Source organism: Lysinibacillus sp. NPDC098008 (genome assembly GCF_044760715.1).
Taxonomy (GTDB): domain Bacteria; phylum Bacillota; class Bacilli; order Bacillales_A; family Planococcaceae; genus Lysinibacillus.
This window is the reverse complement of record NZ_JBIWBA010000007.1, coordinates 85,616-102,432: the sequence shown is the minus strand read 5'-3', so window position 1 is coordinate 102,432 and position 16,817 is coordinate 85,616. Positions and strand designations below refer to the sequence as shown.

Genomic DNA, 16,817 nt, shown 5'->3' with positions numbered 1-16,817 from the left:
TCATTAAAAGGAGTGCCTCTTTTTCATGGAATACAATAACTTTTATCAACAAAAATTTATTGTAAAACGATAAATTGTATGATAAAGTCAACAGAAGAATTAATAAATGAGGTGTATGAAATGAAACAGCAAACACTTTTTTTAAAGACGGCTGTTGTGTTAATGGGGTTGCCTATTTTAGTGTTATGTATATGGAGGGTTCCTTCGCTTGCGTTGAAGGCCATACAGTATTTTCCGAAAACAACGCTGTTTGCTTTACTAATTATTTATGGAGCGGCGATTGCCTTTTTTATTGCTTTGTACATGGCTTTGAAGCTATTAAGCTATATTGACCAAAGCATTGCCTTTTCGGGACAGTCTGTCAAGGCTTTAAAGAATATTAAATTTTGTGCGATAATAATTAGTAGTTTGTATGTGATCGGTATGCCGCTTATCTACTACGTAGCGGAGGCTGATGATGCGCCGGGGCTTATTATTATTGGTCTAGTAATTATTTTTGCTTCCTTTGTGATAGCGGTTTTTGCGGCTGTGCTTCAAAAGCTTTTGGAAAATGCCATCGCTATCAAATCAGAAAATGATTTAACGATTTGAGGTGAAGATTATGGCGATTATTATTAATATTGATGTGATGCTGGCGAAACGGAAAATGAGTGTAACGGAGCTTTCGGAAAAAGTGGGCATTACAATGGCGAATCTTTCAATTTTAAAAAATGGCAAGGCAAAGGCTGTTCGTTTTTCAACGCTAGAGGCGATTTGCGAGGCGCTGGATTGTCAGCCCGGCGATATTTTAGAATATCAAAAAAATAAAGATACATCATCATAGTACAAAGCTAAGAATCCGTAATGACCGAGCGCATTATGGATTTTTTTGTATCGAAAGTGTTAGCGACAGGTACAATTACGCTGGGGCGTAATTGATGGAAAAATGAATCGTAATGACAGTGGCATCCGTCAGTAGTGGAGAAAGAGGGTGAGAGCAATGATGGATATTGAACAAATTATCGAGGAGCATGGCGATTATTTAGTAAGGGTTGCCTATTTATATGTGAAAAATCAGGCGACTGCTGAGGATATTGTCCAGGATGTGTTCATTGCCTTTTATCAAAAGCAGGAGCAGTTTCGCCAAGAGGCATCATTGCGTACATATTTAGTAAAAATGACGGTCAATCGTAGCCATGATTATTTACGAAGCTGGAAAAGCAAACGCTTAACATTGTTGGAGAAAATAACAGGCCGTACAACAACCGTTACGCCTGAGAAGGAAATGCTCAAGAAGTCCGTGAAGCAGGAGCTAATTGAGGCATTATTTACATTATCAGTCATGTATCGAGAGGTGTTGATTTTGTATTATTTTGAGGAGCTGTCAACCGTAGAAATTGCGCAACTTATTCGCTGCCCTGAGGCAACCGTTCGCACACGATTACAGCGGGCGCGCAAACAGCTTGCAACAGCCATTGGTCATTTTGATTGGGAGGTGCTACGCCATGAATCGATTTAAAGAGGATGCGCTAAAGGAGCTACAGCACATTAAGCTGTCACCACAGCGCAAACAGCAAATGGCTGATAAAGCACGGCACGCAAAGCAGCGTCAGGCGGGCAATCAATGGTCATACCGTTTGGTGCTTGCAGCGTTTACAATACTGGCGCTAGGCTTTAGCTATTTAATCATGCAAAAGGGACAACAGCCACTAGGTCAACAAACAGCAAGCTCAGCGGATACATGGAGCTTGTGGTCATTATGGGCATCAGATATTGTCAGGGGGCTTTGTGTGCTGGGCTTATATATGGGGCTGGGCTATTTTGTTAAGTACGTGCTGCGGAAAAAGGGCTATGGTTTACCTGTTTGTATTGCATGTGGAGAGAGCTGGTCGAAGAAGGAGGCGCGTCAATTACATCGCAAAAATGATAATATTATTTGTCCATCTTGTGGGAAAAAGCAATATCGCACAAAGAAGTCGATTCAGGCTAGTGGTGTGGTAAGCATTCCAGTAAGCTTTATTGTTTTAGCACCACATATCTTCCAAAATTTTTGGCTGGGTATTCCTATTAGCTTAATCGGGATGTGGCTATTTTATCGTCAAGTAGCGCCATATACATTTAAGCTGCAGGACAAGGATTCTGTAAATGAGCCTTTATGGTAAAATGATAGGATAAATGTAAGGTTATAGAGGAAGGAGGAATGCTTGTGGCTACATTATGGACTGGTGGGAAAATTTATACAATGGCTCAAGCTGGTGGCACAGTGGAGGCGGTTCTTGTTGAGGATGGCAAAATTATAGCAACGGGCTCTGCAGCAAGCTTGTCATCCCAAGCGACTGCGATTCAGCATTTACAGGGCAATGTCATGTATCCAGGCTTTGTAGATAGTCATTTACATATTATTGGCTATGGTGAAAAGCTAAAGCATATTGATGTATCCACTATCACAAGCAAGGAGGCTTTACTGGCTAAGCTACAAGAGCCAATGTCGAATGCCTTGCCGCATGAGTGGGTCACTGCTATTGGCTTCAATGAAAATCAATTTGAAAGCCCCATTTTTCCGACATTGGCGGAGCTAGATGCACTTGGTGGTGCACATTTAATTATTAAACGTAGCTGTCATCATTTAATTTTAGCCAATTCCAAGGCACTCGCCTTTGCGGGAATTACAGCCGATACACCTTCACCAGAGGGTGGTGTAATTGAGAAAGTAGACGGTAGGCTAACAGGTGTATTAAAGGACGAGGCTTTATATTTAATGGTGAATCATATGCCACATATTACACCTGCCTATATTGAGGATGCCTTAACAAAGGCTATTGCTTCCTTGCAGTCCTATGGTTTAGTCGGCGGGCATTCTGAGGATTTAAGCTATTTTGGACCACCAAGCCAGCCGATTCAGGCTTATCGCAAAATTGTCGAGCAGCAGCAATCCTTTAAGGTGCATTTATTACAGCATCATACGGTGTTTGAAGAGGTAGCCAAGATGAATCAAGCCTCTTCGCCATATGTGGAATTTGGCGCAATGAAAATTTTTATAGATGGCGCATTTGGTGGGCGAACGGCTGCCTTGCGTCAGCCCTATTGTGATGACCCTCATCATGCAGGAATGCTTATTCATACAAAGGAGCAATTAGTGGACTATGTGCAGCTTGCTCGTCAATATGGACAAGCTGTTGCTGTGCATGCTATTGGTGATTTAGCGGTGGAGCTTATATTGGACGTTTTTGCCGCATATCCACCATTGGCAGGGCAGTTGGATCGAGTGATTCATTGTAGCTTGGTGGATAGCGCTATTTTAGCTAGGCTTGCTACCTTACCTGTGGCAGTTGATATGCAGCCGCAATTTGTGCAGGGCGAGTATGAGGCGGAGCTGGCAAAGCTTGGGGAGGAGCGGGCACAGGGCTTGCATCCATTAAAGTCCCTGCTTGATCATGGGCTTATTGTAGCAGGTGGCAGTGATGCACCAGTGGAAATACCGAATCCGCTTTATGGTATTTATGCGGCTGTGACACGATGCAATATTGGGGAAACACATGATGGCTACAATCCACAGGAAAAAATTTCACGCTTTGAGGCAGTGCAATTGTATACAGTAGGAGCGGCAGCTATTATTAATCAACACCATGTTCGTGGTAAAATTATGGAGGGCTATACAGCAGACTTCACGATTTTAAAGGATGATATTTTTACGGTGGCAATTGAGCAGCTACCATTTATACAAGTTGCCTCTACAGTTGTGGATGGGCGTATTGCCTATGAAAGTCGTTGCGAGGATTAATCCTTGCAGCGATTTTTTGCTGTTTCGTTGCATATGTTATGTTAACGATTGATGGAAGCAGGGGGGAGTATGTGCATCAGGCAGGACAAGTAATGCAACAGGCACTACGTAATATTTATAACTACTGCTTAGATTATGTACAGGTGTTTGCATTGATTCGAATTTTCCAGTTTTTATGTATCATCCCTGTCACATCTATTGCCTTAAAGCTTATGCTACGCATTACAGGCTATACACATATAACAGAGCAAAACTGGCAAAGCTTTGTGGCACATCCTTTGGTGATTGCTATGATTTGCCTGTTAATTTTGCTATTTTTATTATTTATTTATTATGAAATGGGCTTTTTATTTTTAATGGCCTTTCATCAGCAAAGAGGTATGCGTTATCGCTTTTTTCCTTTATGGCAGCAGCTTAATCGAAAGGTTATTTACTTTTGCAGTATTCAAGTAGTGTTTTTAATTGGATACATTGCGCTTTTATTGCCACTAGCATCCTTTCTGTTGCCACTCACCTTAACCCAAACGATTGCCCTTCCACAGTTTTTAACAGAAGAAATGATGAGCAGCCGAGCGGGCAGGTTAGCCTATACAGTGGTGGCAAGTATTGCTGTGATAATCGGTATTCGCAGTATTTTAACATTGCCGATTTTTACCATTCAGCCTAATATTTCAATTTTCCGCTCCCTTGTGCAAAGCTGGCGTTTTTCCAAGCGAGGCTTATTTGAATTGGTAGTGCTATTAGCGATGCTACTAGCAGGTCATTTATTTGTGATGCTCGGTATAACGGTGATTAGCCTGTTTCCGCTTTATTTGATAGAGCGTATCATGCCAAGTGCTGCCCTTGTTACGGCTGGGCTGACGCTGGCATTTTTAGAGATCGTCTTTGTCGTGCTGTTTAGCTTATTGCAGGCAATGTTTTCACAGATAATGGTAGCCATCACCTATAATACGCCCGTTTTAGGGAAGGTTTCCATGGCTGTGCGGCACAGAAATCGCTACTATAAGCTATTGTTTGTCATAAGCTGTATTATTTTTAGCGTATTAAGTGTGATGAATATCCAGTCATTGGAGAAAAGTGTTTATGCACCTGATACAAAAATTATTGCACATCGTGGCTATGTCGCAGGCAATGTGGAAAATACGATTAGCGGCATCGTGAGCGCTGCTAATGCAGGGGCAGATTTAATTGAAATTGATATTCAGCAAACCGCTGATGGGAAGTTTGTCGTATTCCATGACCGCACATTGCGCCGACTTGCTGGTAAAAGTGGTGTGATTGCCAATATGACGCTTAGCGAATTACAGACATTAACCATCCATCAAAATGGCTATAGCGATAAAATTGCCTCCTTAGAGGATTGTATTGAAATTGCTAAGGCGTTGGATGTGGCATTGTTAATTGAATTAAAGGTGCATGGTCAGGAAACGGAAGATATTTTGCCGCAATTAGTGGAAACATTGCGCAAATATAAGGTGCTGGACACCTACTATGTGCAGTCGGCTGATGGGCAGAAAATGATGCAATTAAAAAAGCTTGTGCCGCATCTGCGGGTCGGCATTGTTTATGCGTTGAATATCGGACCGATGGAGGAGCAGGTTGATTTTATTGCATTAGAGGCATCATGGGTAACGGAGCCGTTAATTGAGGAGCTGAAGCAGCGCCCGATGGATTTATTTGTCTGGACATTAAATGATGATCGGTCATTACAAATATTTATGGAGAAAAATATTAGCGGCATTATTACTGACCATCCTGATATTGCTCGTGAGCTACGAGCAAAGCAAAGCGAGCATCAATACTTTCTGCAGCGAGTCCTCCATCGCCTACGCTTTATTTTTTAGCAGCACAGAGCGAGGAAGGGAGAGTACCCGCGGAGTCGAGAGAAATACCTGCGAAATGAGAGCGAATATCCGCGGAGTCGGGAGAAATACGCGCGAAAGCAGGTGAGTGATGAAAATATTTCCTCTAGGTGTAACTTTTTGAGGAGCAGGGGCGACTACTTCTATGAATTCGCGAAATAAAGGAGATGCTTTTTGTATGAAAATGACGAAAGTCGTACCATTTGCTCTAACAGCATTATTAGTAGGGGGCGCGATTGGAGCTCCAGCTGCAGCAGCAAACGAAGGAGAGGCTGTTGTGACGAACGCAGAAAATAGTGAGCAACAAGTGCAGCCAGTTTTTATTCAAGTAACAGGTACAGTGGAAAATGTAGAGGTACGTGAAAACGCAACCTACTATACAGTGGTTGACGGTGACAATACCAATATAATGGTTGTAACAAACGAGTCATTAGTGTTCGATAACACAGGAAAAGAAGTTAAGCTGCAAAAAGGAGATAACGTATCGTTTTATTCCTATGCGAAAAAGCCTATGCTTGCGATTTATCCGCCACAATACCATCCAGAAGTTATTATTGTGGAAACAGCAGAAATGGGCACTGTAGAAGTGGATTTCTTCAATAAAGAATTGATCGATACAGAAAACTATGTCAAATTAACAATTGGTCAGGATACAAAGCTACAAAGTGCTTCTGGCAAAGCAGTAAAGGCTGAGGATTTAGCAGGACAGCATTTAGTTGCATTCTACACAGTGGCAACAATGAGCATTCCAGCACAAACATCCCCTTCAAAGGTCATTGTGTTAGATCAAATAGAGCAGGATGAGCCCGCTGCAATTCCAGCAGCTGTGCAAGACATCATCAACAAGGATTCCTATGAAGTGGATGGCACAACAATGGTGCCGCTACGAGCAATTGCAGAGGAGCTTGGCTTTACAGTAAAAGCAACCGCAACAGGAGCGATTATTTCTAAAGGCGCACTATCGTATACGATTACACGTGGGCAAAAGGAATATGGCTACAATAAAGCACTGCGCCACTTCAATGTAGCACCAGCTTTATTAGAGCCTTCAAAAACATATGTATCTGTTGAATTTATTGAGGAATTAGTAAAATAAGCAAGTCAAACCCCTTTATGGCAAAACCATAAAGGGGTTTTATAATGGAAAGATTTAAAAAAAGTTTTGGACAATAAACAAAAGAGGAGAGCTTATTTTTGTTTTTTTCAAAAGATTTTTAAAAATCTGATAATTCATTGACTTTCCTTGTGCTTAAAAATATGATGTTCATTAACCGGTGAATGAAGAAATGCTTTAAAGCAGAAAATTGCTAACATAGAAGAGGTGAAATTGTTTGAAATCTATAGGGAAAAGAAATTTGTTTTTCGCTGCTAGCTTTATTGTGCTAGTTTTACTCGCTAGTTTTCCAGGGTTATTTGATTTTAGTAATAAAATTGAGCCACGTATTTTAAGCTTACCATTCTCATATTTTTGGCAATTCTTTATAAATATTTTGATCTTCCTATTATTAATAACGTGGTATTTGGTAGATGCCAAATATGGTGATTTAGATATTGATATTGAACCTTTGACAAAAGCACAATTGCAGGAATTGGAGGTGAGAAAATAATGCTATCGATAATCTTTATTGTTGTGTTCTTTGTTATTGTGTTTGCGATTAATGCGAAAAATTTTGGTGTTAAATCCTTTGAGGAATACGCAACAGCACGAGGCAGCTTTGGGGTGCTGGCGATTTCATTAGCTGTATTTTCTACATGGTATGTAGGCGCTACCTTTACAGCATTTGCAGGATACTCGGTTGGCTATGGCTTTATTGGACTGTATGTACTGACCTATGCAACATTAACAATGCTTTCCATGTACCTAGTTGCCGAGAAAACATATATTTGGGGGAAAAAATATCATATTGGCACTCAAGCAGAGCTAATGGATTTGCGCTATAAAAGCAGTATGGTGCGTTTAGTGGTGGGGATTGCGGGCATTGTCTTTACAGCGCCTTGGCTATTGATGGAATGGATTACACAGGGCGTTATTTTTAACTACGCTACAAATGGTTTAATCAGTCCTGTTGTTGGTATGCTAATTGGCATTGTGGTCGTGCTTGCCTATGTGTCCTTAGGTGGTATGAAATCAGTAATTACAGCGAATATTTTCCAAGGTGCATTTATGTTTTTTGTTGGCACTGGCGTTATGCTCTATATGATTTTTAAATTTTCGGGTGGTATTGCGGCAGGGATGGATTCCTTAGTGGCGAATCACCCAGAAACATTAACATTCCCGGGACCAGGCTGGGAGTTGCCTACCGCATTTTGGACGTCCATTATTGTGACAAGTGGCTTGGGCGGCTTTATGTGGCCGTGGGTTTACAATAAATTATTTGCCTCAGATAGTATTCGCTCCATTAAGCAGTCTGCATTGATTGCACCGATTATTGGCGCAATATTCTATGTGATATTCCAATTATTAGGAAATGTGCTATATATGAATGACACTGCCCGAAATAAGCCTGAGGAAGCCTATATGTGGGCTGCTGGAGAAATTGGTCCAGTCGTACTTGCGCTTATGTCGACGGTTATTATGGCAACAAGTATTGCAACGGTAAGTGGTATTATTCAAGCGATGTCCACGTCCATTTCTCGTGATGTAGCGACGGTGATTAACAAGGATATTTCTGAAAAAACAGCGATGAAAATAGCGAGAATTTCAGTGTTTATTATTGGTGCAATATGTGCTGTTCTTGCAACGGTTGATGTTGGCGCATTAATCAATATTGCCTTGCTATCCTACCAAGGGATTATTATGATTTTCCCTGTTGTGATTTTAGGGCTTTATTGGAAGCGTGCCAACAAGGAAGGTGCTCTTGCAGGAATGATTATTGGCACAATTGTTTCCATGACATTAACGGTAACGGAGCCTGCATTGATTGCAAATTTAGGCTGGTCTGCTGGTGTTTATGGACTTATTACCACAACGGTTATTATGCTTATTGCTGGCTATGCAAAGCCTGTCGAGGCACATGTGGAAGACCTATGGAACGATATTGAAACAGCCAGAAGCAATAAAAAATCTGTACCACTCAATGCTATTGACCCTGCATTGGCAAATACGAACCTAAAAAACGAGTAAATAAGGAGGAATAATATGAAAAATGTTTTATCTTCTGAAAAAATAAAGCAAGAGCTGGTGGCAATGATTGATGAAATGCGTGAGGACATTATTCGTTTAGCAAGTGATATGGTGAAAATTCCAAGCGTGAACCCAAATTATGATGGTGTCGTGAAAGAGGAGGTCATCGGTGGGGAAAGGAACGTCCAAGAATTTCTGAAGCCTCTTTTTGAGGAAATTTGTGATGAAGTGGATATGTGGGAAGTAGAAGCACAAAGACCAAATTTAGTTGGCGTGATAAAGGGGGCGGGTAATGGCAAGTCATTGATTTTCAATGGTCATATTGATGTAGTGCCACCAGGCCCGAACACTGATTGGAAATTTGAAGACCCCTTCTCAGGGAAAATAGAGGATGGCAAGCTATATGGACGTGGAGCCTGCGATATGAAGGGCGGGATAGCAGCCCAAATCATGGCTGCTAAAGCATTAAAAAAATTAGGCATTCAATTAAAGGGTGATCTATTGCTAGAAACAGTTGTTGGCGAGGAAACAATGGATCATGAATTGGGTGTTACAGCAACAGTAGAAAGAGGCTATACGGCAGATGCAGCGATTGTATCTGAGCCATCTGGACCTCCGCAAAGCTTAGCCGTAGTACCTGTAAGCCCTGGCGTTATTCGTATGCATATTACCGTGAAAGGGAAAACAACACATGCTTCTGTAAGAAGAGAGTTTATTCGTGCAGGAGGCAAGCATGGTGAGGTGGGCATTAATGCGGTAGAAAAAGGGATGTATATTGTCCAAGCCCTTCAGCAATTAGAGGAGGAATGGGGATTCACCAAGACGCATGATCTTTTTGAGCCAGGTCATTTCTCCATTCATCCGGGCATTATTCATGGCAAATCCTATGATGTGGACTTACCGTTTGTTGTTTCTGATTATTGTACGATTCAATATGCGGTTTGGCATCATCCATTAGAATCCTTTGAGGAAGTAAAAGCCGAAATTTTAGCACATGTCGACAGAGCTGTCCAAAATGATTTATGGCTACGAAATCATCCACCAGAGATTGAATTTTTATTGCATTGGCCAGCCTTCAATGTGCCGACAGATCATCCAATTGTACAAGCAACAAGCCGTGCGCACGAGGAAGCAACGGGAGAGGAAGCGGTTATTCATGGCTTTGTGGCAGTGGCAGATGCAGCGTTTTTAAATGCGAAAGGAATTCCTTCTATTATATATGGTCCCGGTAGCATTTTAGTAGCACATGCAGCGAATGAGTATGTACTAGTCGAGGATTTAATCAAAGCGGCAAAAACCTATGCCTTAACAGCCTTAGAGTGGTGTGGCATAGAAGAAATATAATAGAGGGGATGCTTATATGGGGAAATTAACAGGAAAAGTAGCATTTATAACAGGTGGCGCACGTGGGATGGGTAAGGAATATGCATTAAAATTTGCAGAAGAGGGCGCGGCAATTGTCATCACAGATATTGCTAAAAATTTGCAAAGTGTTGCCTATAATATGGCTGATGAATCGGAGCTAACGAAAGCAGTAAATGACATAAAGGGCTTCGGTGTGGATGCTTTAGGATTTATCGCAGATGTACGTCATTCACAGGAGCTGGAGGAGGCTGTGCAACAAACAATTGCACACTTTGGCAAAATAGATATTCTTGTGACCAATGCTGGTATTCTTTCCTATAACAAGCTATGGGAAATGCCAGAGGATCAATGGGATGATATGCTCGATATTTGCTTAAAGGGCACGTGGTTAACGTGTAAGCATGTCCTTCCGTATATGATTGAACGTCAAGCGGGAAAAATTTTATGTGTGTCCTCTGTTAATGGCTTACGAGGCGGGCAAAATGTAGGGCATTATGTAGCGGCTAAGCATGGTGTATTAGGGCTTGTAAAATCAATGGCAATGGAGGTCGGTCCATATAATATCCATGTCAATGCGATTTGCCCAACGGCTGTCGATACAACAATGGCAAACAATCAAGCCACCTATGACCGCTTAGCAAATAAAAAAGGGGCAACAAGAGAGGAGGCAACACCTACATTTGGCAACCATCATGTGTTTCCAAATCAAGATTTTATTGCACCAAAGGATGTGATTAACGCAGCATTGTTTTTAGTATCAGATGATTCCAATAATATATCAGGCTCACATATTGCGGTGGACGCAGGTTATTTAACAATGTAAGGGAGAGAAGTATATGGCAGGAAGATTACAGGATAAAGTGGTCGTTATTACAGGTGCAGCACAAGGAATCGGCTTTGCGACAGCGCAAAAATGTGGGCAGGAGGGCGCAAAAATCGTTCTGTCAGATGCGAATGTAGAGAAATTGCAGGAGGCAGCTCTTCAATTACAGCAAAATGGCTATGATGTTCATGCAGTTGTTTGCAATATTACCGATGAAGAGCATATTGCCAATCTGTATCAGGAAGCTGTAGCAGCATATGGTTATGTAACGACGGTTGTTAATAATGCAGGGATTTTTGTCAATAATACGGCTGAAACATTTGATGCCACTACGTATGAAAAAATTTCCGCTATTAATATTAAAGGCGTTATGCTAAGCACAAAGCACGCCATTCCATATTTAAAGGGGCAAGCGGGTAGCTCCATCGTCAATTTGGCATCCATTTCGGGCATGATCGGTACGAAAAACCATAATTTATATATTATGACAAAGCATGCGGTGGTAGGAATTACACGCAGTACGGCTGTAGAGCTTGGGCAGCATGGTATACGAGTTAACGCTGTTTGCCCGGGGTTAACGGATACAAATATGGCTGACCAGCTTATTGAGGGCGATGGCGGTGGGCAGGCTATTCGACAAGCCTATGAAAATGCCTATTTATTAGGACGGTTAGGCAAGCCAGAGGAGGTTGCGAATACGATTGCCTTTTTAGCCTCTGATGAAGCGTCCTTTATTACAGGTGCATTAATACCAGTGGATGGTGGCTATACAGCGACTTAAGTGTAAGAAGGGTGGCTCACATAACCGTTGAGTCACCCTTGTTTATTATTGAAAGGCAGGAAGTTGGATTTCCTCAAGCAAGAAGCCAATATAAAATAAAATTTGATCTTGCAGCTTTTCGGGATTGAGCTTGGAGATTTCTTTAATTAAACTTAGACGGTAGCGAACTGTATTTTTATGAACAAAGAGCTGCTCCGCGGTTTTATTAAAATCCGCATTATTAAATAAAAAGACTTTCAGTGTATGATATAGCTCCGCTGCTTTTTTCTGATCAAATTCCTTTAATGGTAGTAAATATTCCTGCTGAAGAAAGGAAGCTTCTTTTATTGGATGGTTCGAAAACAAAATGCGCTCAAAGTTTAAATGCTCAAAATGAATGACCTTTGCCAATAAATTTTTCTTTGTTTTGGCAAAGTGCAATGAAATTAATGCCTCGTTATAGCTTTTGACAATAGCTGATAATGTATATACTCGTCCGACTCCACCAAAATAGGTGACTTGGAGTTGATATTTTGCTAATAAAAAATCAATTTTCTTACAAATAAAATCAGCCGTTATTTCTGATGTAGTATCGAGCAGCAACACTAAATAATTATTGGAATCAAAGCAAATTTTCGTTAAAGTATACTTTTCTAATAAAAAGATTAGCTGAGAGGTTACGATAAAGGCATCCTGCTTCTGATCATCAGGAAATGTTAATTCAAGTAATAGTAATTGATAGGGATGATCTGCTAAATTCCAATTAACCTCTTTTGAAACGCGCACAATCTCCTCCGTACTATTAAATTTGCCACGAAACACATCTAAAAGAAAGCTACTTCTATTTTGCTGCGATAATGAAATAATGCTTTTGATTTTCTGTAGCTCTGTTAATAGAATAGCGGTTGCTTGCGAAATTGCCACATTGTGCCAAGAAGCACAAAGCGTTTGGCATTCCCAAATAATAATACAGCCCTCCAAATGGCGATTTTCATAAATCGGCTTTACATAGACAGAGATTGGTAGCTCTTGAAAGCTTTCTTTTGTCAAATTTTGTGTTTTCATCGTTTGGACAATGTTTGACAAGACATTCTCAAATACAGGCGGTAATGCAAAAGAGCTGTAGGATTTATCAATGGCATGCAAATAAATGGTTGTTTTTTTAGCAAGCAATTTTTCCATTAATAATGGTAATTGCTGAATATCGGATTTTGCTAATAGAAAGGCTTGGAATGCTTCATAAATATTTTTTATTTTTTCCAATTCAAGCTTTTGCTCATAGTTAATATAGTTGACAATAGGAATCATTAGATCAGCCCAAGGAATATTGCTATCCAGCTCAATGATCACTAGCTTGTAGTGCTCTGCAAAGCTTTGGATATCTGAAGAAATAGACGGAATATTTGAACCGATTTTAATGCCTAAGCCACTGACGCCTTTTTCAGCGAGTGAGCGAATGAACTGTTTGAAGGCTTCATCCGTGAAGGACGGAAAACCAGTTGTAAGAATGAAATTTCCGCGTTCGACTGAAGCACAGCCCTCTAGTGTATTGACGATTGTAGCTCCGTTTACTTCTGTAGCTAATAAACTTTTTCCCGATATTATTTTGGCATATTGGAACTCCTGTAGAAGCAATATATCTTTTATCCGCAAAGTCATCACCTCATTTATTTTAATGAACGGTGATAATGTATGCTCTATCATTTGTAGAAGGATTTGCAATGCTTTTGTTATAAAAGGTGAGATTACTAGTATAATACACGAAGTTTTTGTAATTTTCACTTATTAATTGGTAGAATTCATGTTTTTTGTGGATTTATGTTGTACATTTGGGGGTGAAATGGGCTATGCAACCTTAATAAAGAAAAAATCAGCCGAATAGTATTGACAATTGTGTGACTATTCTTTAAAATTCAAAACAAATCCACATAAATACAGAAATTTAGTGTTGGATTTGTGGATTTTATTGGATTTAACTTTGTGTTTGGAGTGATGGTGTATGTCTCTTTCATTTGAAGAACGTAAAAAAGTAATTTTAGATATTTTAGATTTAGAAGGAAAAGTGAAAGTAAGTGATGCTGAACAGTTATTAAACGTATCGGGTGAGACTATACGGAGAGATATGGATCGTTTGGAGAAGGAAGGGCTCTTACACAAAGTCTATGGCGGTGCTGTGAAAGCAAAGCAAAAGTATGAACGTACATTTGAACAGAAAACGTCACTGAATAACTTAGAGAAACGATTGATATGTAAGGCTGCCGCAAATATTGTGGAGGATGGTGATGTGATTTTTATTGGTCACGGCACAACAGCCTATGAAATTGTACGTTTCTTAGGTGATAAGCCAAATGTCATCGTGGTGACAAATTCTCTCCCCGTGCTATCGCTAGCAACAGAATGCTTTCAAGGAAAGATCCTTTTTGCAGGAGGTGAGTATGAGCATCGACAAAAATTTATGGGTGGTCCATTAGCCGATTTATTTTTCAATCAATTAAAGGCAAATAAAGCCTTTGTTGCTGCTGGTGGAATTTCCTTATCTGATGGCATTACCGATTATGATATTACTGGTGCAGCCATTTCAAAGAAATTAATAGAGCGTGCTGAAACAACCATAATTTTAGCGGATCATACAAAGTTTGGAGTTTCTACATTTGCGCATATTTGCCATTTAGAGGATGTTTCAATGATTATTACAGATCAAAAAAGCTCTACACAATGGCAGGAACGCTTAGCCCAGAAAAAAGTTGGGTTACTAATAGCAAGTGAAATGTTGGAGGACATCCATGGATAGGAAGGTGGAAAATATGGACTATTTTGCGAGTAAGCAAGAAACCTTACAAAAATCAATTGACTGGTGGAATCCAGGGAAAACGAAGCAATGGCAAGTGGATGGCGTAGATGTTGTGATCGGCAAACGAGAAGGCTATTACTTCTATGATGTGGATGGCAAAAAATTAATGAATGCCCATCTCAATGGTGGTACGTATAACTTAGGGCACCGTAATCCAGAGGTCATTGCAGCACTAATAGAAGGAACCAATTATTTTGATATTGGTAATCACCATTTTCCATCGACAGCGCGCGCTCAATTAGCTGAAGCATTAGCACAATGCACACCAGATGGCTTGAAGTATACAATTTTTTCCAGTGGTGGGAGTGAGGCGATTGATGCAGCATTGAAATGCGCACGCTATGCGACAAAGCGTAAAAAAACGATTTCGATTAAAAATGGCTATCACGGGCATTCAGGCTTAGCCGTATCACTTGGGAATGAACGCTATTCCAAGCCATTTTTAAGTGAAGGCGATCCCAATGAATTTGTGCATGTGCCATTTAATGATCTCGATGCAATGGAACGTGAGCTTGCCAAGGGTGATGTTGCAAGCGTGATTATTGAAACGATCCCCGCAACATACGGCTTCCCATTACCGCATGCCAATTATTTAGCAAGCGTCAAGGCGTTATGTGAGCGTTACGGCGCACTTTATATTGCAGATGAGGTACAGACAGGCTTAATGAGAACAGGTAAGCTTTGGGGCATTGAGCACTACGGTGTTAAGCCAGATATTTTAGTAACAGCAAAGGGGCTAAGTGGCGGTATTTATCCAATTGCTGCGACAGTAGTGAATGAGCGCGCGGGTGGCTGGATGCAGGAGGATGGACTCGCACATATCTCTACCTTTGGGGGAGCAGAGCTTGGCTGTGTTGTGGCAATGAAGGTGCTGGAAATTTCACAACGACCTGAAGTTATTAAAAATGTTGACTATGTGGCACGCTATTTACGAACGGGCTTAGAGCAAATCCAGCAAAGATACCCAGATTTCTTTGTCGGTATTCGCCAGCTCGGTGTTGTGATGGGCTTAGAGTTTAATCATCCTGAAGGTGCGAAATATGTGATGAGCTCCCTGTACAAGCATGGTGTATGGGCGATTTATTCAATGCTTGATACACGTGTTTTACAATTTAAACCAGGATTATTATGTGATAAAGCATATTGTGATGAATTGCTGGAAAAATGTGAGGCAGGTATTAAAGAGGCAGCACAGCTTGTAAAGTTTGCACGTTATTAAAGGGGACAGGCTTATGATTTTAGTCAAACAAGGGGGTTTTCTAAATGGATTTTGTTGATTTAGAAGTGGCACTTTCTAACTTCCATCAAGCAGCGAATGATGCGTTGAAGGAATTTAGTTGTTTAGTAGAGGCATCTTGTAAAATGATTGATTATTCTGAAAATGCTACGTATCTTGTAGAAGATGCACAGGGCAAAAAATATATTTTACGAATTAGCCGACCCAATTACCATAAAAAAGAAGAAATAGAGGCGGAGATTGCTTGGTTAAATTCGCTCCATGAGCAATCTCCTATTGATGTATCATTACCAGTGCGAGCAGATGACGGTGACTACGTACATGCTCATCGCTATAATGACACAATTTATTATAGCACATTATTTACATTTTTGGAGGGGAATGCTCCTGATGAAAATAATGAAGAAAACCTAATTCAACAATTTGAAACATTAGGCAAAATTACAGCACTGTTCCACAAGCATACAATCGAGCAGCACGATCATTACGAAGATTTTCAGCGGATGATATGGGATTATGACACGATTTTAGGGCAATCACCAAAATGGGCAAGGTGGCAGGATGGGCTTGGCATGACACCCGCACGAATTGCTTTATATGAGGAAGCGTCCGAGGTCATTCGACAGAAGCTAGAGGCATTTGGCAAATGTAAAACACGATTTGGACTTATTCATGCGGATTTACGCTTAGCCAATTTACTCATCTATGGTGATGAAATTAAAGTGATTGATTTTGATGATTGCGGTTTCGGCTGGTATTTATATGACTTAGCAACATCTGTAAGCTTTATTGAGCATATGCCGTATTTGGAGGATTTAATTGCGTCATGGATCAAGGGCTACAGTCAAGTGCGGACATTAACTGATGAAGAAATTGAGATGATTCCAACCTTTATTTTAATGAGAAGGTTACAGCTTATCTCTTGGGTAGGTAGTCGTGATAATGAAACAACACGCTTGCTTGGCGAAAACTATACCATTCAAAGCGATGCCTTAGTGAAAAATTATTTAACAAAAAATAAAATTGTATAACATC

16 protein-coding genes are annotated in these 16,817 nt (G+C 40.5%); 15 read left to right on the top strand and 1 reads right to left on the bottom strand.

The window, feature by feature from the left end:
* Positions 1-120: 120 nt before the first annotated feature.
* The 12 genes from ACIQVU_RS09300 (at position 121) to ACIQVU_RS09245 (ending at position 11,715) form a co-directional block, all read left to right on the top strand.
* Positions 121-591 carry a DUF2975 domain-containing protein gene (locus tag ACIQVU_RS09300; protein ID WP_340805476.1) on the top strand — a complete coding sequence of 157 codons (471 nt, stop codon included), beginning with the start codon at positions 121-123 and terminating at the stop codon, positions 589-591.
* Between the two features lie 10 nt (positions 592-601).
* Positions 602-823 carry a helix-turn-helix domain-containing protein gene (locus tag ACIQVU_RS09295; RefSeq protein ID WP_340805477.1) on the top strand — a complete coding sequence of 74 codons (222 nt, stop codon included), beginning with the start codon at positions 602-604 and terminating at the stop codon, positions 821-823.
* A gap of 156 nt (positions 824-979) precedes the next feature.
* Positions 980-1,498 carry a sigma-70 family RNA polymerase sigma factor gene (locus tag ACIQVU_RS09290; RefSeq protein WP_340805478.1) on the top strand — a complete coding sequence of 173 codons (519 nt, stop codon included), beginning with the start codon at positions 980-982 and terminating at the stop codon, positions 1,496-1,498.
* Entirely contained in the window at positions 1,485-2,141 is a 657-nt protein-coding gene (locus tag ACIQVU_RS09285; RefSeq protein WP_340805479.1) for a TIGR04104 family putative zinc finger protein, read from the top strand. Before ACIQVU_RS09290 ends, ACIQVU_RS09285 begins: the two co-directional genes overlap by 14 nt.
* 44 nt (positions 2,142-2,185) lie before the next feature.
* A complete protein-coding gene (locus ACIQVU_RS09280; protein WP_340805480.1) occupies positions 2,186-3,760 on the top strand; it encodes an amidohydrolase in 1,575 nt (524 codons plus the stop codon).
* Positions 3,761-3,831: 71 nt separating this feature from the next.
* Positions 3,832-5,604, top strand: coding sequence for a glycerophosphoryl diester phosphodiesterase membrane domain-containing protein (locus ACIQVU_RS09275; protein ID WP_402895120.1), 1,773 nt, complete (start codon positions 3,832-3,834; stop codon positions 5,602-5,604).
* A 196-nt stretch (positions 5,605-5,800) separates the two neighbouring features.
* Positions 5,801-6,718 (top strand): stalk domain-containing protein, encoded by a 918-nt coding sequence (locus tag ACIQVU_RS09270; protein ID WP_340805482.1) that lies wholly within the window; start codon positions 5,801-5,803, stop codon positions 6,716-6,718.
* 235 nt (positions 6,719-6,953) lie between these two features.
* Positions 6,954-7,229: a hypothetical protein gene (locus ACIQVU_RS09265; RefSeq protein ID WP_402895117.1), complete on the top strand. Its 276-nt coding sequence runs from the start codon at positions 6,954-6,956 to the stop codon at positions 7,227-7,229.
* Entirely contained in the window at positions 7,229-8,746 is a 1,518-nt protein-coding gene (locus ACIQVU_RS09260) for a sodium:solute symporter family protein (protein WP_340805484.1), read from the top strand. The genes ACIQVU_RS09265 and ACIQVU_RS09260 overlap by 1 nt, the downstream gene beginning before the upstream one ends.
* 15 nt (positions 8,747-8,761) lie before the next feature.
* Positions 8,762-10,090, top strand: a complete 1,329-nt coding sequence (locus ACIQVU_RS09255; RefSeq protein ID WP_340805485.1) for an ArgE/DapE family deacylase — start codon at positions 8,762-8,764, stop codon at positions 10,088-10,090.
* A gap of 16 nt (positions 10,091-10,106) precedes the next feature.
* Complete coding sequence (locus ACIQVU_RS09250) at positions 10,107-10,934, top strand: mycofactocin-coupled SDR family oxidoreductase (protein WP_402895113.1); 828 nt, start codon at positions 10,107-10,109, stop codon at positions 10,932-10,934.
* 13 nt (positions 10,935-10,947) lie between these two features.
* A complete protein-coding gene (locus ACIQVU_RS09245) occupies positions 10,948-11,715 on the top strand; it encodes an SDR family NAD(P)-dependent oxidoreductase (RefSeq protein ID WP_340805487.1) in 768 nt (255 codons plus the stop codon).
* Positions 11,716-11,760: 45 nt separating this feature from the next.
* Here ACIQVU_RS09245 and ACIQVU_RS09240 read toward each other — a convergent pair whose 3' ends face one another.
* The gene (locus ACIQVU_RS09240; RefSeq protein ID WP_402895110.1) at positions 11,761-13,347 is read right to left on the bottom strand and encodes a PucR family transcriptional regulator; all 1,587 of its coding nucleotides are present in this window, start codon (positions 13,345-13,347) and stop codon (positions 11,761-11,763) included.
* Positions 13,348-13,693: 346 nt separating this feature from the next.
* On the opposite strand from ACIQVU_RS09240, the gene ACIQVU_RS09235 reads away from it, so the two are divergent.
* From ACIQVU_RS09235 to ACIQVU_RS09225, 3 genes are read left to right on the top strand one after another with little or no spacing between them, the layout of a single operon-like run.
* Positions 13,694-14,485 carry a DeoR/GlpR family DNA-binding transcription regulator gene (locus ACIQVU_RS09235; RefSeq protein WP_340805489.1) on the top strand — a complete coding sequence of 264 codons (792 nt, stop codon included), beginning with the start codon at positions 13,694-13,696 and terminating at the stop codon, positions 14,483-14,485.
* Entirely contained in the window at positions 14,478-15,764 is a 1,287-nt protein-coding gene (locus ACIQVU_RS09230; protein ID WP_340805490.1) for a class-III pyridoxal-phosphate-dependent aminotransferase, read from the top strand. The genes ACIQVU_RS09235 and ACIQVU_RS09230 overlap by 8 nt, the downstream gene beginning before the upstream one ends.
* A gap of 44 nt (positions 15,765-15,808) precedes the next feature.
* Positions 15,809-16,813 carry a phosphotransferase enzyme family protein gene (locus tag ACIQVU_RS09225; RefSeq protein ID WP_340805491.1) on the top strand — a complete coding sequence of 335 codons (1,005 nt, stop codon included), beginning with the start codon at positions 15,809-15,811 and terminating at the stop codon, positions 16,811-16,813.
* Positions 16,814-16,817: the final 4 nt, after the last annotated feature.